This window comes from Paracoccus sp. (in: a-proteobacteria), assembly GCF_030538495.1.
Lineage (GTDB): Bacteria > Pseudomonadota > Alphaproteobacteria > Rhodobacterales > Rhodobacteraceae > Paracoccus.
Genome location: NZ_JAUNTW010000001.1, coordinates 274746 through 295055, shown reverse-complemented (window position 1 = coordinate 295055; position 20310 = coordinate 274746). Strand labels below are relative to the sequence as shown.

Genomic DNA, 20310 nt, shown 5'->3' with positions numbered 1-20310 from the left:
TGTTGCGCCCCAAAGATCAAAGTTGATCCCTTATAGGCGCAACATTCCTAATATCGGGTGAACGAAAAGCGAAAATTAGATCGCATTTTCATCAAATACACGGCGGAAAATCGTATCGACGTGTTTCGTATGATAGCCTAGGTCGAATTTTTCGTCGATGTCAGCGGGCGACAGAGCGGCGGTCACCTCGGGATCGGCCAGCAATTCCGTTTTGAAATCAGCGCCTTGTTCCCAGACCTTCATCGCGTTGCGTTGCACCAGACGATAGGCGTCTTCGCGCGACACCCCCGCCTGCGTCAGGGCCAGCAACACCCGCTGAGACATCACCAGACCCTTAAACTTGTTCATATTTTTCAGCATGTTTTCGGGGTAAACGACCAGCTTATCCACGACGCCAGCCAGACGGTTCAGCGCGAAATCCAGCGTGATCGTGGCGTCGGGCGCAATGCCGCGTTCAACGGATGAATGGGAAATATCGCGTTCATGCCACAGCGCGACGTTTTCCATGGCCGGCACCACGGCCATGCGCACCAGACGCGCCAGACCGGTCAGGTTTTCGGTCAGAACCGGGTTGCGTTTATGCGGCATGGCCGACGACCCTTTTTGGCCGGGGCTGAAATATTCTTCGGCCTCAAGGACTTCGGTCCGCTGCATGTGGCGAATTTCGATGGCGATGTTTTCGATCGACGAGGCAATCACCCCCAGCGTGGCAAAGAACATCGCGTGACGGTCGCGCGGAATCACCTGCGTGGAAATGGGTTCGGGGCGCAGGCCCATCTGGGCGCAGACATGTTCTTCGACCGCAGGGTCGATATTGGCAAACGTCCCGACGGCACCGGAAATCGCGCCGGTCGCCACCTCGGCCCGTGCGGCCTGCAAACGCGCGCGGCCCCGCACCATTTCGGCGTAAAACCGGGCAAAGGTCAGGCCCATCGTGGTGGGTTCGGCGTGAATCCCGTGGCTGCGCCCGATGCGCACGGTGTCTTTGTGTTCATAGGCGCGGCGTTTCAGCGCCTCCAGCACGCGGTCCATATCGGCCAGCAAAATATCGGCGGCGCGCACCAGCTGCACGTTCAGCGTGGTGTCCAGAACATCGGAACTGGTCATGCCCTGATGCACGAAACGGGCATCTTCGGACCCGATATGTTCGGCCAGATGCGTCAGAAAAGCGATGACGTCGTGTTTCGTCACGGCCTCGATTTCATCAATGCGGGCCACGTCAAACTCAACATCCTTGGCGCGCCACACGGCCGCGGCGTTTTCGCGCGGGATCACCCCCAGATCAGCCTGAGCGTCGCAGGCATGGGCCTCGATCTCATACCAGATGCGGAATTTCGTTTCGGGCGACCAGATGGCGGTCATTTCCGGGCGGGCATAACGGGGGATCATGGCGGACTCCTGTGGCTGTTGATGCGGCATAGACCCACGCGGCGGTGGGGGCAAGTTTTCGTGAACGATCCGCACCGCGCAGGGAACATTCTGGGCCGTCGGTGGGTTAAGATCACAAATCTGCAATCTCAGAGGTTCTGATGACCCGCAACACGATCCATCCTGAAATCACCGATGCCGCCCGCGACACCAACACCCGTTTCGGTGTCCGGCCCGCGCATCCCGACCATAAGATCGCAGCGCCCTATGCGTATCGCCGGATGCCGTCCAGCAAGGTGCCGCCATCGGGGGCGGTGACGCGCGACGGGCGCCATGCAAAGCCGGAACCGGCGCTGACGACGAAATTGTTGCTGTGGGGTGGTGTGGGTGCCGGTGTTCTGGGCGCGACCATGGGGGCGCTGATGATTGCGCGCCGTGTCGCGGATGCGGTCGATGGCGACCCGCGCCCCCCCCATTCCGCGCGCGCGGCGCAGGGCCATCACGGCGTTCAGCGTCTGGCCCCGAATCCCGTGCATCAGGACGAACGCGCGCGCGACGAAATGCGCCGCCGCGTGGCCACGCCGCGCCCGCGCCGGGGAAATATGGCGCAGGATCTGACCGATACCGCAACGGACCTGACCAATGGGCTGACCGGGATGGTGACCGCCATCACTGGCGCGTTCCACGCATTCCGCAGCGTGTCGCAGCAGGCGAATGGCATTGTCAGCGAATTTGCCGCCGCCGCGGATGAGCTGCGCAGCATCGCTCGCGTCCCGCGTGATCACGGTCACCGCGACGATGACGACCGCATGCATCGCCTGTAACGACGGAAAAGATTGACTGATGACCCACAAGACCAGCGTCTATGACGCGCTCTTTGACGAACTGGACGACGATACCAAAAAACGCTTTGGCCTTGATGACCCGGACGGGGCCAAGGCCGCTGAAAAGCAGGCGCAACTGGACGAGGACCGCGACGCCGATTTGCCCGAACCGCCCACCACCAAACAGGCGGTCGGGCGCATGGGGTTTCGCGATGTGATCACGGTCGGCAAAGGCGTGGTGCGCGCCATTGGTGAAGATCGCGTGACCTCGGTTTCGGCGGGGGTGACGTTCTTTGCGCTGCTGTCGCTGTTTCCGGCGATTACGGCGTTTGTGTCGCTCTATGGTTTGCTGGCGGATCCGTTGACCATTGAATCGCATATGAAAATGCTGGAACCCCTGATGCCCGAAGGGTCGCTGGACATCATCCGCGACCAGGTGCTGAAAATCGCATCCGCGCCGGGCAGCGCGCTGTCCATTGCGGGTCTGATGGCATTGGGGATTGCGTTTTATTCGGCGACCGGCGGGGTCAAGGCGTTGTTGTCGGCGCTGAATGTCGCCCTCTATCAGAAAGAGACGCGCGGATTCATTCGCCTGAATGTGGTCGCGTCGGCCTTTATGCTGGGCGGTCTGGTCATGGTGATTTCCATGCTGGGCGTGATCGCGGTGGTTCCTGCTGTGGTGCGCATGGTCCCGATGGGGGTGGGTGTTGAATGGGCGGTGACGCTGATTCGGTGGCCGATCATGTTCGGGGTGCTGTTGCTGGCCTTGGCCGCGTTGTATCGCTGGGGTCCGGCGGCACCGGACAGCCGCTGGCGGTGGATTTCGCCGGGCGCGATTTTTGCGGGGATTGCGTTGGTTATCACCTCGGGGCTGTTTTCGTGGTATGCGGCGAATTTCGGCAATTACAACGAAACCTATGGCTCGCTGGGGGCTGTGGTTGCGCTGATGACGTGGCTGTGGCTGAATTCGACCATTATTCTGGTGGGGGCCGAAATTAATTCCGAATTGGAACGTCATATCAAAGACAAAGCCGGCATCCCCGTGCCGGATCCGGGCGAAGGCCCGATGAAGACGCCGGCCTGATTACCGTTCCGTCAGCTTTAATTCGATCCGACGATTAAGCGCCCGCCCTGCGGGCGTTTCTTCGTTGGCAATCGGATGAGTGTCCGCAAAACCATTCGCAGACAAGCGATTAGACGGAAAACCCAGATTTTCCGTCAGCAGCCGCACCACGGCCAAGGCGCGCGCCTGGCTCAGTTCCCAATTGTCGCGATACCGCCCCTGACCGGACAGAGGCAGGTTGTCGGTATGCCCGTCCACGCGAATGATCCAGTCGATTTCGGGCGGAATATCGGCGGAAATATCCGACAGCAATTGCGCCACCTGCGCGATTTGCGTGCGACCGGCGGGGGACAGGGTGGCATCGCCGGGGGCAAACAGCACCTCGGACTGGAACACGAAGCGGTCGCCAACGACCTGCACCCCGTCGCGGCCCGACAGGATTTGCGACAGACGCCCGAAAAATTCGGAACGATAGCGGGCCAGATCCTGAGCCTCGGCCTCGGCGGCTTGGCGGGCCTGTTCTTCCAAGGCAAGCCGTTGGCGGGTTTCTTCGGCCGTGCGCAGCAGGGCGGCGTTCAGTTGGCGGCCCAGATCCTGCACCTGCATTTCGGCGGCGCGCTGATCGTCGCCCGCGACCGCCAGCAAGGCCTGCAACGACCCGATTTGCGCCGTCAACTGCGCGACCTGTTCGTTCAGCAACGCAACGCGGCGCTGATCTTCGGCCCCCATGGCGCTGGTTTGCGCCAGCTCTGCCTGCGCCGCGGCCAGCAACGCGGCCTGACGTTCGGATTCGGTCAGTTGCGCCTGTTGATCGGCGGTCAGGCGGTCGCGCGCGGATTCGGCTGCGGCCAGCAGGGTTAACGTATCTTCGGCCCGTTTTCGCTGTTCTTCCAGTGCCAGCGTCATCGCGGTTAATTCGGTATCCGCCGTTTCCAGCCGGTCACGCAGCAGGCGCGCGGCCTCAGCCTCGGCCAGACGGGCGGCATTGGATTCGGACAATTCGGCCTGCGCGGTCGCGGATTGCTGACGCAGATCATCGACCAAAGCCTGCAACGCATCGCGCCGCGCCGCATCCAAACGCGCAGCCTGTTCCTTCGCGTCAATTTCGCTGCGTGCGGCGGCAATGGCCAGTTCGGCGGCACTGGCGCGTTCGGTTTCCGCACCCAATTGCGCCTGAATATCGGTTAACGCCGCCTGATCCTGCGCGCGGGCGGCGATGAGGGTCGCAACCTCGGCCTCGAAATCGGTCAGGCGGCTGCGGGCGTCGTCCAGTTGCTGTTGGCTGGTGCCAAGCTGTGCCGACAGCCGCGCAATCTGCGCCGCACGGTCGCGCGCATCCGATTCGGCCTGTTGGGCGCGGGCGGTCTGGCTGGCGACATCTTCGGTCAGGCTGTCTTCGCGGGCCTGCGCCATGCCTAACGCATCACTCAGCGCCTGCACTTGCCGCGCCATTCCGTCAAGCCGTTGTTCTTGTTGTGAAATCGTCAGGCCCTGATCACTGATGGTCACGCCCTGCGTGTCGATTTGTTCGCGCAACGTGAATTGCACCACCATAAAGATGGTCAAAACGAACATCAGAACCAGCAACAGCGCGGTCATCGCATCGACAAAACCGGGCCAGATGGTGGCGGAAAAACGCTGGCTGGGCTGGCGGCGCAGCGCCATGTCAGCGATCCCCCGGATTGGGCAAATGCGCGTCGCGGGGCAGGATGTGGTCGGGAAAGCGGTCGCCAAAGCGCGCCGCACGCACCGCGCGGGTCAGGATCAGAATATCCGACCGCAATTCCGACAGCATTTCGTCGCGGCCTTCGTTCAGATCCGATGCAATCACGCGCAGGCCCGCCTCGACCCCGGACAGGTCCAAAGCGGCAGGGGCGGGCGCGTTGCGCAGCGCGCCTAAGATGCGGTCCTGCCCATCGGCCAGCCGGTTCAGCGCGTCGGTCAGGTTGCTGGCGCGCTGCGCATCGGCGGGGTTTTCGGTCTGGCTGTGATGGACCAAAGCCTCAATCGCCTGCGCCATCACGACGACGCGTTCATCGGCCATAAACGCCTGTTCTTCGCGCGCGGCGTCGCGGGCGGTGTGATAATCCTGCAAACGGTCCATCTGCGCGGCCATCTGTTCCAAAAACCCGGCCAGTGCCGCCTGATCCACGCCGTCGCCATCACCTGACGCCAGACTGACGCGGGTAAAGCCGGACATCCATTCTTCCAGTTCGCGATAGAAACGGTTTTGCCCGTGGGTGACGAACAGTTCCAGCAGGCCAACCACCAGCGATCCGGCCAGCCCCAGCAGCGATGATGAAAACGCAACCGCCATGCCGCCCAGTTGCGATTCCAGCCCCGACATCAGCCGTTCAAACACCTGCATCCCGGTTTCGCCATCCGTCGGAGCAAGGGCGCGGATGGTTTCGACAACGGCGGGAACAGTGGTCGCCAAACCGTAAAACGTCCCTAAAAGACCAAGGAAAATCAGCAGATTGGCAAGGTATCGGGTGATGTCGCGCAATTCCTCGATCCGGGTGGAAACGGAATCAAGGATCGACTGCGCCGCCCCGGTTGAGATCACCCCGCCCGCCGGGCCGCGCGTCCCCAACAGCGCCGCCAAAGGCGCCAGCAATCGCGGCGCCTGATCGCCCAAATCCTGCGTATGCTGACCGCGTTCGACCGTTCGCCTGCGCCGCGCGGCAAAGCGTTCGATCCAGCTGACCGACCGGATCAATTGCCCCACCTGCCAGAAACAGGCCAGAACGCCAATTGCGAAAACGGATAGGATTAACCCGTTAAGCCATTGGTTTGACATAAAGATCGGCAGGATACGACCATAGGTAAACCATCCGCCCACCGTGACCAGCACCAAGACCGTCAGCATCAGGATGATCTGACGGATGGGCTGCGAAAACCGTGGCTGCGCCGCCCCCGCGACCGAGCCATCGGGCGATGCCGCCACGCGTTTGCGCAAGCGGGATACGGTTTGGTCGTCAGGCCCTTGGCCCGTGGTCTGATCGCTCACGGAACTGCCCCAGTTGTCCGATTCGCCTGAACCTTAGGGCAGTGCGCGCCCTTTTTCCATTATTTCCGTCAGTTGTGGTAAATGTCGCGTTAACGCAGAATCGCCCTCACCTGCGCGGCCAGATCATCCATCACCGGATCGGGCAGGCCAATATCGGTCAGATGCTGCGCCGTGTTCAGCAAATAATCGGCATTGGGGCCGCGCCCGCCTTGCGCGCGGGCGATAATCTGCGCCTGTTCGTGCAACGGCAATCCGCCCGCATACTGCCAATGATCGCGGCGCATGACATAGGCTAAGCCATTGACATTGCGGCCATCCTCTAATGTCAGGGGCAGGACAGCTTCGGCATAGGCATCGGTCACCAATTCGCGCGCGCGCAGATAGGCCAGCACTTCGTCATAGTCCGATTCGGCAATCCGCATCGCCAGACCGCTGCATGTCGCGCCGGGTGATTCGTCCAGACCCAGCACCAGACCGGGGCAATCGCGCGTGCCGCGATGTTCGACCGAGCGCAGGCAAAAACTGCGCGCAAATCCCGTCAGATGCGCCCGCGCCGTTTCCGCCGGCGCAAAGCCCGGATCCCAGATCAACGACCCGTAGCCGAAAACCCATAAAGTTTTAGTCATTATTTACTGCCTTTTTGATGCCGAACAGGTTACTGGATTGGTAAGGCAAGGAACAGACCTGCCGACATTCTGGGGGCCATGTGCGTAAAGGCGTTGCAATTCTGATTGTCCTGTTCCTGCTGCTGGCGGGGGCGTGGCTGTGGGCAGAATCGCGCGCGGCGGGGGCTTTACGTGATCTGGCGGCGGACCATGCCGGATTGTCGCTGAGCGATGCGCAACCGCTGCGCAACCCGGCGCGGCTGGGGGTGCGTGTCACCGATGCGGCTATGGTCGATCGCGGGCAGGGCATCGGTGCGGATTGGGCGGAACTGTGGCTGTCGCCCGCATCGCCGCTGACGGCGCGGCTGCAACTGTCTGATAATGCGTGGGTTTATACGGGATCCGAGGTGTTGAACCTGCGTTTGCGCGACGCGCATGGGGCGTTGTCCCTGTCGCCGTTGAACCGAATGGCGCTGTCGCATCTGGCTGTTCATTCGGGGCCGGTGACGGTGAATGACGCGCCGTTTTTGGCATCGCTGGATGCGACGCTGGACCTGACCAGCCTGCGTCACGACGCGCCGCGTCTGGCCGGAGCGGCCTATCTTGCGACGGTTCAGGTGGGACAGGTGCAGCCCTTGGGTCAGATCGAACCGATCAGTGCCGATGGGACGCTGCGCCTGTGGCTGGATCGCGCCATCCATCCGGGCGATAACGACGCGCCGATCTTGCACGGGGTGCAGACGGATGGGGTGACGGTAAGCTTGGGCGACATGACCGCGCGGATTTTGGGCCGGGTCGAACGCCAGCCCGACAACATGGCGCAGGGTCAAATCGCCGCCTATTCCAGCGACAGCGCGGCGTTGATTGATTATCTGGCGCAGATTGGCGTGTTGCCCGATCAGGCGCGCCTTCTGGCGCGTGTCGCCGTCACGCGATTTTCGGATGCGCCCGATATGGGGGCCGTTCTGCCGGAACCGCAGGGGGATGAAACGCGGCTGGTCATCACGATGCGGAATGGGCAGGTGCTGTTGGGCAACGTCCCCATCGGTCCCGCGCCCCGCTTTCCTGATTAATCGTGTTTGGTCGCCACGCGCCCGAAATCCGGGGCCGAGGTGTCCTGACCCGCATCAATAATCCCGCGCCGGATCGCCCGTGTGCGGGTGAAATAATCATGCAATTGCTGCCCGTCGCCCATGCGAATGGCGCGCTGCAACATGAATAATTCTTCGGTAAAGCGGCCGAGGATGTCCAACGTCGCTTCGCGATTATGCAAAAACACATCGCGCCACATGGTCGGGTCACTGGCCGCAATCCGGGTAAAATCGCGAAAACCGGCGGCGGAATACTGGATCACCTCTTCGTCGGTGACTCGGCGCAAATGGTCCGCCACGCCGACCATGGTATAGGCGATCAAATGCGGTGCATGGCTAGTCACGGCCAACACCAGATCATGATGCGCGGCGTCCATCCGGTCGGTTTTGGCCCCCATGGCGCGGATCAGATGCTCTAACCGGTTCAGCGCGTCGGGGTCGGTATCGGGCGGCGGGGTTAACAGCCACCAACGGTTTTGAAACAGACTGGCAAACCCGGCGCGGGGGCCGGAATGTTCCGTTCCCGCCAGCGGGTGACCGGGGATGAAATGCACCCCCGCCGGGATATGCGGTGCCACGGCGGCGATGACATCCTGTTTCACCGAACCGACATCGGTCACGGTCGCGCCCGGGGCCAGATGCGGCGCGATCTCGGCCATCACATCGCCCATGGCCCCGACCGGCACGGCCAGCACCACCAGATCGGCACCCGCCACAGCCTCGGCCGCGCTGTCATAAACCCGGCACAGATCAATCTGGCGTGCCGTGTCGCGGGTCGCGGGGCTGCGGGCGAATCCCGTCACCTCACCCGCCAGCCCGTTGTCGCGCATCGCATGGGCCATCGACCCCGCGATCAGCCCCAGACCAATCAGCGCGACCCGGTTGTAAATCACGCTCATTCCTGCGCGTCCATGAACCGGGTCAGGCAGTCGATGACGCGGGTTGTGCCTGCGGCGTCGCCCACGGTGATGCGCAGCGCGTTCGGCAATCCATAACCGCCGACGCGCCGCACCAGAATCCCGTCCGCGCGCAATGCCTCATCCGCGGCCTGAGCCTGCGCGGGGCTGGCAAAGCGCGCCAGCACGAAATTGGCGAAACTTTCATCGCATTCAATGCCTTGCCGGATCAGCGACTGCCGCAAACGGTCGCGTTGTTCCGCATTTACAGCGGCGCAATGCGCGGTGAAGTTGGTGTCGCGGATCGCCGCCTCGGCCGCAGCCATCTGCGCATTCGACAGGTTAAAGGGTTGCCGGATGCGGTTCAGCACGTCGATGATGTCCCGCTGGGCATAGCCCCAACCGATGCGCAAGCCCCCCAAACCGTGGATTTTCGAAAAGGTCCGCGTCATGATGACATTCGGGTGCTGATTCACCAGCCCCGCGCCCCCATCCCCCGGCGTGAATTCGGTATAGGCGCCGTCATGCACCAAAATCACCGTTTCCGGCAGGCCCGCAATCAGCCGCGCCAATTCATCAACGCCCAGCATGGTGCCGGTCGGATTGGCGGGGTTGGCCAGAAATACGATCCGGGTGCGGTCGGTCACAGCGGCCAGAATCGCGTCAATGTCGATGCGGCGTTCCGCTTCGGGGACGGTCACGGGAACCGCGCCCACCATCCGCGCCAAAATCGGATACATGGAAAAACCGTGTTCGGTGGTGATCACCTCATCCCCGACACCGGCGAATGACTGCACGATGAACTGCAACACCTCATCCGAACCGACGCCACAGATGATGCGGTCGGGGTCCAGCCCACAGACCTCACCAATCGCGCGCCGCAATTCGGCGTGATCCGTGGACGGATAGCGATGCAACGCCCCTGCGGCCGCCTGAAACGCCTCTGCCGCGCGCGGGCTGCACCCCAACGGGTTTTCGTTCGAGGACAGCTTTAACACATCATCACGCCCCGCCAGAGCGCTCTCGCCGCTGACATAGAGCGCAATATCCATAATTCCGGGCTGGGGTGTGATCTGCATAGGGCCTGTCCTTTGTCCGCATTGGGTTTAGACCCGCACCCGACCTAAGAAAAGCCCTGTCGTTTCTTCTGTGCTGAAATACTCCGGGGGTCCGGGGGCTGGCCCCCGGCCGTCGCGGGACGCAATCCTACACGATCCCGGGCTGAGCGGGACGCCATTTGAACCGCGCCAGAATGATGCCGTGATCGGTGGTGCCGCTGATTTTGTGGTCGTCCCAGTTCAGGTAATCATTCATCACGATCATATCGTCGAACCGCCAAATCCGGCGGCGCGAGTTATCGTAAAACTGTTCGCTGACCAGAATATGATCCAGACTTTCGCGCTGATCCTGCCAGATATGGGTGTAATACACATCCCGCGTTGACCGATATTCCTGCAACACCTGCGCGGTGTATAAGGCGTTATCGCCGCCGCCCATGGCCAGCGTGCTAAGATAGCGCGGCTGTTCGGTCAGGATGTTTAACGTATTGGAATCCTTGCCGTCATTCATGTCACCGATCAACACGACCGGGGTTTCGGTGCCTTTGGTGATGTTGGTGATCAGAACGCGCAGGGCCGCGGCCTCGGCGGTGCGGCGGATGGTGGACAGGGCATAGCCCAAAGCGGTGCGGTGATTGGCGTGGATGCCCGCATCATACCAATCGCGTTCGCGCCAGATTTCCGCCGGGCGGCGGGATTTGAAATGGCACACGAATACGGTGATTTCGGGCGCGGCGGGGGCGGGGCGCACGCGCAGGCGCAGCACGGGGCGCGAAAAACTGGACAGGTTCACGCTGATCTGCGCCTGTTGCGGATCATCGCCGCCGGATTTCAGCACCATTTCCGGCGGGAACGATGTGATCCATTCCGGTTCCCCCACCAGCATATCACGCCGGACCATGGCCGCGCAGACAATCCGATCGCCGCGATGACCCGGCGGGGTTAACAGGATGTGGCTGTCATTCATCGCGGCCAGATCCATGGCCTGTTGCAGGGCCTCGGGCGCCCATAATTCCTGAAACCCGAACACATCCGCGTCCAGCCGGGTCAGCATCCGCGCGGTAAAGGTGATTTTGCGGTCATACACATCGGGCGTCCAGCCGGTCGCATTGGTATAGACCGGGCGCCCCGGCAGTTGCAGATTCAACAGGTTGAATGAACAGAATGAGATGTCGCGCGGGGCCATGATGTCCGTCTGGTTCAGATAGTTTGCCCACTAAACCATCCCTGTGCGACATTGGCATGAAAAAAGGCCGCCCAAAGGCGACCTTTTGTGCATCAAAATGGCAAAGATTAGTTCTTTGCGTAAAATTCGACGACCAGATTCGGTTCCATCTGCACGGCATAGGGGATGTCGCCCAGTGCCGGAGTGCGAACAAAAGTCGCGGTCATTTTGCTGTGGTCCACGTCCAGATAATCCGGCACGTCACGCTCGGTCAGGGCGACGGCTTCCATCACGATGACCAGCTGACGCGACCGTTCACGAACCGAAATCACGTCGCCTTCTTTGACGCGATAGGACGGGATGTTGACGCGCTTGCCGTTCACTTCGACATGGCCGTGGTTCACGAACTGGCGTGCGGCAAAGATGGTCGGGACGAATTTCGCGCGATACACCACGGCGTCCAGGCGACGCTCCAACAGGCCGACCAGCATTTCGCCGGTGTCGCCGCGCAGACGCTCGGCTTCGGCATAGATGCGGCGGAATTGTTTTTCGGTCAGGTCACCATAGTAACCCTTCAGCTTTTGCTTGGCGCGCAGCTGGGTGCCAAAGTCCGACAGTTTCGCCTTGCGGCGCTGACCGTGCTGGCCGGGGCCGTATTCGCGGCGGTTCACCGGGGATTTGGCGCGGCCCCAGATGTTTTCGCCCATGCGGCGGTCAATTTTATATTTGGCAGACGTGCGTTTGGTCACGGCTGATCTCCTTCTAAATGGTTTCGAAGGGCGTTGTCCTCTGGCAGATGCCTGACAGGTTTCCCCTTGCGGGGTCCACCAACACCAATGAAGTGTGCGCTTATAGACGCCGCCCCCGCAATGTCAACCGCTAATCACGCAGCCGCCCCATCAACGCCCATGCGGTTGCCGAACAGATCAGCGTGGCCGTGACCACCGGCAGGGCAGTGCCGTCATAAAGCAACCCCACAGGCGCCGCAATCAGCACCGCCGCCAGCGTGGAAATGGACGAAATCACCGATGCGGCGGTCCCCGCGATATGCCCCATTCGTTGCAGGGCAAGCGCGTTCAGATTGCCAAAGGTCACGCCCGCCATGAAAAACACGCTGGTCGCCCAGATGAAAAAGGCCGGGAAACGCAGCGCATCGGGCAGCGCGTCGGTCATCAGCAGCGCCAGCATCACCCCCGACACGCAGGTCTGCATGACATAGGCCCATGTCGCGATCCGCCGCATCCCGAACCGCACCACAAAGCCCGCATTCAGGATGGTTCCCGCCCCCGACAGCAACGCCATCATCGCGAACCAGAACGGAAATTCCGCGCCTTTGCCATAGGCTTCGCCGAATAATTGTTGCGCCGATGACAGCAGCGCAAACATCTGCCCGAACCCCAATGTGACAACCACGGTCGCCAGCATGACCTGACGGTCGCGGACCACCTCGGCCCCCGCGGCGATCAGAGGGCGCAGGCGCAGCGGACGGCGCGCCATGGGCGGCAGTGTTTCGGCCTGACGGATATTCACCCACAGCGCGCCGATCAGGCCAAAGACGATGAACGCGGCAAAGACCCCGTGCCAGCCGACCGCCCAGATAATCCCCGCGCCCAAGGCCGGGGCAATCGCCGGCACCAGAATGAAAATCATCATGGTCAGGCTGGTGATGCGGGCCATTTCGCGCCCCTGATACAGATCTCGGATCAGGGCCATGGACACGATCCGAGGCCCCGCCGCGCCGATCCCCTGCACGAATCGCGCGATCAGCAGCAGGTCCAGCGAATTGGCAAACACCGCCGCCAAGGCCCCGATGATGTAGATGCCAAAGCCAATCGAAATCGCCGGTTTGCGCCCGATCGCGTCTGATATTGGCCCCGCAAACAGCGTGCCAAACCCCATCCCCGCGACAAAGGCCGTCAGGATCAACTGCGCGCGGTTGATGTTTTCGGGTGTCAGCGCCTGCGCGATCTCGGGCAGGGCGGGCAGCATTGCGTCGATGGAAAACGCAATCGTGGCCGATAGCAGCGCCAGCATCGCGATGAATTCCGGCAAAGGCAGGCGGCGTTGCGGGGCGGTGTCGGGCATGAGGATTCGCCTTAAAGATGTGCTTGGCTGCGATAGGCACGGTTCGCAAAAGAGGCAAGATATTTTCCGCTTGCATTGTTTATTAAAATAGTCAGGAATAGCCGCATCCGTTATGAAAGGAAAAACCATGCTGAAATATGTGATCGCGGCCAGCCTGATGGGAACCGCTGCCATGGCGCAGGGGGTGTTGACCTATGATGTGTTTGAACATGCGATTGACCACGCGGATCTGACCGATTGCCCGGCGGATTTGGCGGGGGATGACCGGTTCTGTCGCGCCACCCTGCATAACGAAGACCTGAATGTGTTCGTGTTTTCCCTTGACGGGGATCAGCCGCTGATCGCGGTAAAATCCTATCCGTTAGAAGATGTTACCCGTTTCGCGGGCTGATTTCGTCAATCACGCTTTGCCACAGCGCGGCGGGCTGGGCACCGGTGACGGCGTGGCTGTCGGCGACTATAAAGGTCGGGACCGACGAAATGCCGCGCTGTCGGGCATGGGCTTCGCGCGACGTGACCTGTTCGCGGTCGGCATCGGTGGCCAGCAGGCGCGCCACCATCTGCGCATCCATACCCGCGCCCGCCGCGATCTGCGCCAGAACACCCGCGTCGGAAATGTCCTGCGCCTGTTGCCAATGCGCGCGCAACAGGCCGGACATGACGCGGGTTTGCGCGCCCTCGACCCCGGCCCAATGCATCAGGCGGTGCGCGTCCAGCGTGTTGGGCTCGGTCGTCGCCGGGTTCAGCGTCAGGCCCAAAGCCGCCGCCCGTTCCGCCACCAAACGCAGCGCGGTTTCCGCGTCGCCGCCCAGTTTCGCATGCAGATGCGCGATGCGATCCACGCCCGCCGGTTGCTGCGGGTTCAGGCGGAACGGGTGCCATGTGATGTCAAACGGATGGTCGGGACGGCTTTCCAAAGCGCGGTCCAGTTCCACCTTGGCGATCAGGCACCACGGGCAAACGGGGTCAGCGAAAATATCCAGCCGGGTCATGGCCTGTCCTTACGATAGGTGTCGCGCAGCGCGCGGCGGTTGATTTTGCCCGTAGGCGTGCGGGGCAGAGCGTCCACGCGGATGTAATCGCGCGGCTGTTTATACCGCGCCAGCCCGGCTTCGGCCATGGCGCGCAGGTCGTCGGCACTGGCCGGGCCGGTCCAGAACGCGGCGATGATGCTGGTGCCGGGGCCGACGGGCAGTTCCGCCACAGCCAGATCGCCCGCGCCGGGATGGGCGGTTAACACGTCCTCGATTTCCGGCGGGGCGGTGCGGAAACCGCCCGCGTTCATGATGTCATCGCTGCGCCCCAGCAGGGTGATGGCCCCGTCTGGCGCGGCCACGGCCTGATCGCCGGTGATGAACCAATCGCCGCGAAAACGGTCCGCCGTATCAGAGGCTTGCCCCAGATAGCCCAGCATCAGCCCCGGATCATCGCGGCGGATCGCCAGCAGGCCGGGCTCGCCTGCGCGCTGCGGGCCGTCATCGCCCAAAATCGCGACCTGCCGCCCCGGTTGCGGATAGCCCGCGGTGCCATCCGGCGCAGGCCGCGACGGGCTGCCCGACAAAAAGGTCGAGATTTCAGACGCGCCCATGGCTTCGTGCAGGTCGGTGCCGGTGCGGTGGGTCCAGGCGCGGCGCAGGGCGGGGTCCAGCCGCTCGCCCGCCGCCAGCCCGTGCCGCAGCGACGCGATGCGCCCCCAATCGCCGCGCAGCATCCGGCGAAACACACCCGGCGCGCCCGCCAGAATGGTGGCGCCATGCCGCGCGGCCAATAACGGGATCTGCGCCGGGTCGGTGCCATCCGCCGGGATCAGCGCGGTTGCGCCCATCGTCCACGGATCCATCAACCCGGTGCCGAGTGTGAACGTCCAGTTGAACGCCCCCGCATGTAACAGCCGATCATCCGCGCGCAGCCCATACCAGCCGTCAAACATCATCCGCCGCGCCAAAATCGCCCGATGGGCGTGCATGACCGCGCGCGGCTGGCCCGAACTGCCGGATGTGTAAACGATATAAGCCAGCCGGTTCGCATCCCCCCGCGCGTAATCGGCGGGCGGCAAATCGGCAAAACCCGTCAGCGCGGATTCGGCAATCACTGGCGCGGGATGGTCGGGCAGGGCGATGCCGTCGCCCGCAATCACCGCCGCCGGGGACAGATCGGCGGCCAGTTTTGTGACCTCGGGGGCGGTCAGCATCGCGGATGTTGGCACCGGGATAATCCCCGCCGCAATCGCGCCCAGATAGGTGATCGGAAAGGATGGCCGGTTGCCCAGCCGCATCAACAGCCGGTCGCCGGGGCGCAGTCCCGCATCCAGCAACCCGGTTGCCGTGCCGCGCACCGCCTGCGTTAACCGCGCATAGGACCAGCGTTCCGCCCGCGTCGGGCCAATCACCGACAAGGCCAGTTTATCCGGGGTCATCTGCCCCGCGCGCAAGACATATTCGGTCAGGTTCATGCCCGATGTCATAACCCGCACGCCGCGCCGGGAACAGCGGCGAAATAAAAAACGGCCCGCTGGGGGCCGTTTCCATCTGATGCTTAGATCAGTTTCAGATCGCTGGCCGAGGCGCGACCGTCGCGGCCCGACTGCAATTCATATTCAACCTTTTGGTTGTCTTGCAGGCCGGTCAGACCTGCGCGTTCAACAGCCGAGATATGGACAAAGATGTCCTTCCCACCGTCATCGGGGGCAATAAAGCCATAGCCTTTGGTGGCGTTGAACCATTTAACCGTTCCGGTCGCCATAACCGTCTCTCCTTCATAATTTCCCGACGCAGGATTGCGTCAGGCCGTGCAGCCCGCTTTCGGTCGTCCGGCTGCCCGTGAGAGGGAGGCGGTAGAAAGGCATTCGCTCACGATTACGACAGGATACCGAATCGTTCAGAAAGGCAAGCACAATCGGCCCCAGCTTGACCTTGGGGCCAGATTGTCGCGTCTTCGTTACAATTCAGCGCAGGTCCGGCGGGGTGGATTCGTCACGCAGCGATGCGATCACATCATCCAGTGTCACGGTCCGGCTGCCCTGCTGATCCAGACGGCGGATGGACACGGTGCGGTCTTCGACCTCTTTCATGCCGATGGCCAGAATGACCGGCACTTTGGCGACCGAATGTTCGCGCACCTTATAGTTGATCTTTTCGTTGCGGATGTCCGATTCCGCGCGGATGCCCGCATCGCGCAGGGCCTGAACGACCTCGGCCACATAATCATCGGCATCGGACACAATGGACGCAACCACCACCTGACGCGGAGCCAGCCAGAACGGCAATTTGCCCGCATGGCTTTCGATCAGGATGCCGATAAACCGTTCAAACGATCCCAAAACCGCGCGATGCAGCATGATGGGGCGGTGTTTGTGGCCATCCGCGCCGACATATTCCGCATCCAGCCGTTCGGGCAGGTTCGGGTCCACCTGCAAGGTGCCGCATTGCCAGTCGCGCCCGATGGCGTCGGTCAGAACGAATTCCAGCTTTGGCCCGTAAAACGCGCCTTCGCCTTCGAAAATCTCATAGCTGTGTCCGGCGGCGGTCACGGCGTTTGCCAAGGCGGCTTCGGCGTGGTCCCAGCTTTCTTCGGTCCCGATCCGCTTTTCAGGGCGGGTGGACAGCTTAACGCGCCACTGGGTAAAGCCCAGATCGGCATAGATCGACGACAGCAGCTGAATGAACCGCTTGGTTTCCGATTCAATCTGATCTTCGGTGCAGAAAATATGCGCGTCATCTTGGGTAAAGCCGCGCACGCGCATAATCCCATGCAGCGCGCCGGACGGTTCGTAACGGTTGCACGACCCAAATTCCGCCATCCGCAGCGGCAAATCGCGATAGGATTTCAGCCCGTGGTTAAAGATCTGCACATGGCACGGGCAGTTCATCGGCTTCAGCGCATTGGTCGTCTTGGTTTTCGCATGTTCTTCGTCCACTTCGACGATGAACATATGTTCCTGATAATTGTCCCAATGGCCCGATGCCTCCCACAGCTTGCGGTTCACGACCTGCGGGGTGTTCACCTCGACATAGCCGCCGGCGCGTTGCTGGCGGCGCATGTAATCCTGCAAGGTGGTGTAAATGTTCCAGCCATTCGGGTGCCAAAAGATCTGACCCGGCGCCTCTTCCTGCATGTGGAACAGGTTCATTTCGCGGCCCAGTTTGCGGTGGTCGCGTTTCGCGGCCTCTTCCAGCATCGTCATATGCGCCTTCAGATCGTCGCGGTTTTTGAACGCGACGCCGTAGATGCGTTGCAACATCGGGCGGCTGGCATCGCCCAACCAATAGGCCCCGGCAATATGGGTCAGCTTGAACGCATCGGCGGGCAGTTGCCCCGTCGATTGCAAATGCGGGCCGCGGCACAGATCCTGCCAATCGCCATGCCAATACATCCGCACATCTTCGCCGTCGGGGATGCGGTCGATCAGTTCCAGTTTGAACGGCTCATTCACGGCGGTGTAATGGGCAATGGCGCGGTCGCGGTCCCACACCTCGGTTCGGATGGGGTCGCGGGCGTTGATGATGTCGCGCATCCGCGATTCGATCTGACCCAGATCATCGGGGGTAAAGGGTTCCGCCCGGTCAAAGTCGTAAAACCACCCCTGATCCCGCACCGGCCCGATCGTCACCTTTACATCCGGCCAGATGTCCTGAACCGCGCGCGCCATGATATGCGCCATGTCGTGACGGATCAGTTCCAATGCCTGCGCGTCATCCTTCATCGTGTGAATGCTGATCGCGCCGCTGGAGTGGATCGGCCAGGCCAGATCAATATGCGCGCCGTCCAGGCTGGCCGAGATCGCACGTTTCGCCAGACTGGGCGCGATGCTTTCAGCGACCTCTGCGGCGGTCACTCCGGCGGGATAGTCGCGCGCATTGCCATCGGGAAAGGAAAGGGTGATTTGGGACATAACGGTCCTCCTCGTCGGTTTGGCGCCCACGGAACGCCCGGTTGCGGGTTATGTTGGCCGCAGGCATGGACGCCCGCGCGAAAACTGTCAAGATGGCGGCATTGGAAATGAGGCCGCATGACGCAACCCAATGACCTGACGCACCGCCTGTTCCGCAGGCTGGTGAACGACGCCGATTATGACGGAGGGTTAGATAACGCCGCCCGCCGCGCGGAACCCGCGAATTTCCTGCGCCACATCGCAGCCTTGGCCGGGTCCAAGCTGGCGGATGGGCTGGTGGACGCGAAACTGGTGCTGTCATGGCTGTTGGTGCATCTGGGCGCGGGGTCGTTTTTCATCGCCCTGCTGGTCCCCGTGCGCGAGGCCGGTTCCCTGTTGCCGCAGCTGTTCACCGCCGGCGCGATTGGCGCGCTGCCCCGGCGCAAATGGGTGTGGGCGATTGGCACCATGGTTCAGGGCTTGGCCGCGTTAGCCATTGCCGCTGTTGCGTTAACCATGCAGGGCGCGGCGGCGGGCTGGGCCATCGTCGCGGCGTTAACGGTTCTGGCCTTGGCGCGGTCGGCCTGTTCGGCGTCCTATAAAGACGTGTTGGGCAAAACCATCGGGCAATCGCGGCGCGGCACGGCGTCCGGTCTGGCCAGCAGCATCGGCGCGGCGGGGGTGATCCTGTTTGCGCTGATCCTGCTATGGGGACCGCTGGATCGGGCGGTTCTGGTGATCGGCGCGATTGTTCTGGCCGGGGTGGTCTGGATTGCGGCGGGCGCGCTGTTCACCCGGCTGGCGGAATCCCCCCAACCCCGCGAACAGGTCATGTCCGCGCGTGAGGCTCTGCATTTGCTGGGGCTGCTGCGTTCGGACCCGCAACTGACGCGGTTTATCGTGGCGCGGTCGCTGTTGGTCGGATCGGCCCTTGCGCCGCCATTTCTGTTGATGCTGGCCGCCATGGACGGGGGCGACCGGCAGCTGGGGCTGTTGGTGCTGGCCTCGGCGCTTGCATCGCTCATGTCGTCATGGGTCTGGGGGCGGCTGGCGGATCATTCGTCGCGATTGGTGCTGATGGGGGCGGGGATCGCCGCGGGGCTGGCGCTGACTCTGGCCTTGGTGCTGGCGGGCATGGGGCTGGCCACCCGCACCGGCGCGATTGCGGTGGTTTTGTTCGGGTTGATGATCGCCTATCACGGGGTGCGGCAGGGGCGCACGACCTATCTGGTGGATATGGCGCCGCCGGATCAGCGCGCGGCCTATACCGCGGTGTCGAATCTGGTGGTCGGGGTGGTGCTGTTGCTGGCGGGCGCGGCATCCGCCGGGTTGGCGGCATTGGGTCCATTCTGGCCCGTCACGGCCTTTGCTGCCGCAGGTTTTGCGGGCGCAGCCGTCGCCCATGGATTGAAAGAGGTGAACACATGACGCAATTTCTGGACACGCCGCAGGGCCGCCGCATCGCTTATCACCAAACGCCGGGGCAGGGGCCGGGCGTGGTGTTTCTGGGCGGATTCAAATCCGACATGACCGGAAACAAGGCGGTGTTTCTGCAACAATGGGCCGAACGCACGGGCCGCGCCTTTTTGCGGTTTGATTACAGCGGCCACGGCGCCAGCAGCGGCGCGTTCGAAGATGGCTGCGTCGGTGACTGGGCAACCGACGCCGCGCAGGCGATCACCACCTTGACCACGGGGCCGCAGGTGCTGGTCGGGTCGTCGATGGGTGGCTGGATCAGCCTGCTGACCGCGCGCGCCATGCCCGAACGGGTCGCCGGTCTGGTCACAATCGCCGCAGCGCCGGATTTTACCGAACAAGGGTTTTGGGCAGGCTTTACCGATGCGCAGCGCGACGCGATCATGCGCGACGGCCGGATCGAATTGCCCAGCGAATACGGTGATGGTCCCTATGTCATCACCCGCAAACTGATCGAGGACGGGCGCGATCATCAGGTGCTGAACCAGCCGCTGAACCTGCCCTTTCCGACCCGCTTTCTGCTGGGGACGGCGGATGCGCAGGTGCCGGTTTCGCGCGGCCTGGACCTGTTGGATCACGCAACCGGCGATGATCTGCGGTTAACCTTGGTGAAGGGGGCGGATCATCGGTTTTCGACGCCGGATTGTTTGGCGTTGATTGTGGCGGCGGTCGAAGAGGTGTTGAGCCGGTGAGCGGATCGCGTGGGGATAGCGGCGGGGGGCCGCCCCCCCCCCCCCCCGCCGGGGGGGGGTGGGGTTTATGTGGGGGGTTGGGTGGGGGGGGGGGGGGGGGGGGGCCG

Annotated in this window: 19 protein-coding genes; 6 read left to right on the top strand and 13 right to left on the bottom strand. The window is 62.6% G+C overall.

Annotation, left to right across the window (positions count from 1 at the left end):
* Positions 1-75: 75 nt before the first annotated feature.
* Positions 76-1389 carry an adenylosuccinate lyase gene (purB, locus tag Q4G20_RS01465; RefSeq protein WP_303341382.1) on the bottom strand — a complete coding sequence of 438 codons (1314 nt, stop codon included), beginning with the start codon at positions 1387-1389 and terminating at the stop codon, positions 76-78.
* Positions 1390-1529: 140 nt separating this feature from the next.
* Between purB and Q4G20_RS01460 the strand changes: the two genes are divergently transcribed.
* Together Q4G20_RS01460 and Q4G20_RS01455 are read left to right on the top strand one after the other, a co-directional pair.
* Positions 1530-2192 carry a hypothetical protein gene (locus Q4G20_RS01460; protein WP_303341380.1) on the top strand — a complete coding sequence of 221 codons (663 nt, stop codon included), beginning with the start codon at positions 1530-1532 and terminating at the stop codon, positions 2190-2192.
* 19 nt (positions 2193-2211) lie between these two features.
* Positions 2212-3276, top strand: coding sequence for a YihY/virulence factor BrkB family protein (locus Q4G20_RS01455; RefSeq protein WP_303341378.1), 1065 nt, complete (start codon positions 2212-2214; stop codon positions 3274-3276).
* Here Q4G20_RS01455 and Q4G20_RS01450 read toward each other — a convergent pair whose 3' ends face one another.
* The 3 genes from Q4G20_RS01450 to Q4G20_RS01440 form a co-directional block, all read right to left on the bottom strand.
* A complete protein-coding gene (locus tag Q4G20_RS01450) occupies positions 3277-4920 on the bottom strand; it encodes a peptidoglycan -binding protein (protein ID WP_303341376.1) in 1644 nt (547 codons plus the stop codon).
* A 1-nt stretch (position 4921) separates the two neighbouring features.
* Positions 4922-6265, bottom strand: a complete 1344-nt coding sequence (locus tag Q4G20_RS01445; RefSeq protein ID WP_303341374.1) for a biopolymer transporter ExbB — start codon at positions 6263-6265, stop codon at positions 4922-4924.
* An 89-nt stretch (positions 6266-6354) separates the two neighbouring features.
* Positions 6355-6891 carry a gamma-glutamylcyclotransferase gene (locus Q4G20_RS01440; protein ID WP_303341372.1) on the bottom strand — a complete coding sequence of 179 codons (537 nt, stop codon included), beginning with the start codon at positions 6889-6891 and terminating at the stop codon, positions 6355-6357.
* 80 nt (positions 6892-6971) lie between these two features.
* On the opposite strand from Q4G20_RS01440, the gene Q4G20_RS01435 reads away from it, so the two are divergent.
* Entirely contained in the window at positions 6972-7943 is a 972-nt protein-coding gene (locus Q4G20_RS01435; RefSeq protein WP_303341370.1) for a DUF2125 domain-containing protein, read from the top strand.
* Here Q4G20_RS01435 and Q4G20_RS01430 read toward each other — a convergent pair.
* The 5 genes from Q4G20_RS01430 to Q4G20_RS01410 form a co-directional block, all read right to left on the bottom strand.
* The gene (locus tag Q4G20_RS01430) at positions 7940-8860 is read right to left on the bottom strand and encodes a prephenate/arogenate dehydrogenase family protein (RefSeq protein WP_303341369.1); all 921 of its coding nucleotides are present in this window, start codon (positions 8858-8860) and stop codon (positions 7940-7942) included. The two genes, Q4G20_RS01435 and Q4G20_RS01430, sit on opposite strands and share 4 nt — an antisense overlap.
* Positions 8857-9936, bottom strand: a complete 1080-nt coding sequence (hisC, locus tag Q4G20_RS01425; RefSeq protein ID WP_303341368.1) for a histidinol-phosphate transaminase — start codon at positions 9934-9936, stop codon at positions 8857-8859. The genes Q4G20_RS01430 and hisC overlap by 4 nt, the downstream gene beginning before the upstream one ends.
* A gap of 127 nt (positions 9937-10063) precedes the next feature.
* Positions 10064-11101 carry an endonuclease/exonuclease/phosphatase family protein gene (locus Q4G20_RS01420; protein ID WP_303341365.1) on the bottom strand — a complete coding sequence of 346 codons (1038 nt, stop codon included), beginning with the start codon at positions 11099-11101 and terminating at the stop codon, positions 10064-10066.
* A 107-nt stretch (positions 11102-11208) separates the two neighbouring features.
* Positions 11209-11829: a 30S ribosomal protein S4 gene (gene rpsD / locus Q4G20_RS01415; RefSeq protein ID WP_303341363.1), complete on the bottom strand. Its 621-nt coding sequence runs from the start codon at positions 11827-11829 to the stop codon at positions 11209-11211.
* 130 nt (positions 11830-11959) lie between these two features.
* Positions 11960-13165 (bottom strand): multidrug effflux MFS transporter, encoded by a 1206-nt coding sequence (locus Q4G20_RS01410; RefSeq protein WP_303341361.1) that lies wholly within the window; start codon positions 13163-13165, stop codon positions 11960-11962.
* A 127-nt stretch (positions 13166-13292) separates the two neighbouring features.
* Here Q4G20_RS01410 and Q4G20_RS01405 point away from each other — a divergent pair, with 127 nt between their 5' ends.
* A complete protein-coding gene (locus tag Q4G20_RS01405) occupies positions 13293-13556 on the top strand; it encodes a hypothetical protein (protein ID WP_303341359.1) in 264 nt (87 codons plus the stop codon).
* Here Q4G20_RS01405 and Q4G20_RS01400 read toward each other — a convergent pair.
* The 4 genes from Q4G20_RS01400 to thrS all read right to left on the bottom strand — a co-directional run bounded on the left by Q4G20_RS01400 (position 13537) and on the right by thrS (position 18056).
* Positions 13537-14157 (bottom strand): DsbA family oxidoreductase, encoded by a 621-nt coding sequence (locus Q4G20_RS01400; RefSeq protein ID WP_303341356.1) that lies wholly within the window; start codon positions 14155-14157, stop codon positions 13537-13539. The two genes, Q4G20_RS01405 and Q4G20_RS01400, sit on opposite strands and share 20 nt — an antisense overlap.
* Entirely contained in the window at positions 14154-15617 is a 1464-nt protein-coding gene (locus tag Q4G20_RS01395) for a class I adenylate-forming enzyme family protein (protein ID WP_303341354.1), read from the bottom strand. The genes Q4G20_RS01400 and Q4G20_RS01395 overlap by 4 nt, the downstream gene beginning before the upstream one ends.
* An 83-nt stretch (positions 15618-15700) precedes the next feature.
* The gene (locus tag Q4G20_RS01390; RefSeq protein WP_303341352.1) at positions 15701-15907 is read right to left on the bottom strand and encodes a cold-shock protein; all 207 of its coding nucleotides are present in this window, start codon (positions 15905-15907) and stop codon (positions 15701-15703) included.
* Positions 15908-16109: 202 nt separating this feature from the next.
* The gene (gene thrS / locus Q4G20_RS01385) at positions 16110-18056 is read right to left on the bottom strand and encodes a threonine--tRNA ligase (protein WP_303341350.1); all 1947 of its coding nucleotides are present in this window, start codon (positions 18054-18056) and stop codon (positions 16110-16112) included.
* Between the two features lie 117 nt (positions 18057-18173).
* Between thrS and Q4G20_RS01380 the strand changes: the two genes are divergently transcribed.
* Entirely contained in the window at positions 18174-19463 is a 1290-nt protein-coding gene (locus tag Q4G20_RS01380; RefSeq protein ID WP_303341348.1) for an MFS transporter, read from the top strand.
* Entirely contained in the window at positions 19460-20203 is a 744-nt protein-coding gene (locus Q4G20_RS01375; RefSeq protein ID WP_303341346.1) for an alpha/beta fold hydrolase, read from the top strand. Before Q4G20_RS01380 ends, Q4G20_RS01375 begins: the two co-directional genes overlap by 4 nt.
* Positions 20204-20310 lie beyond the last annotated feature (107 nt).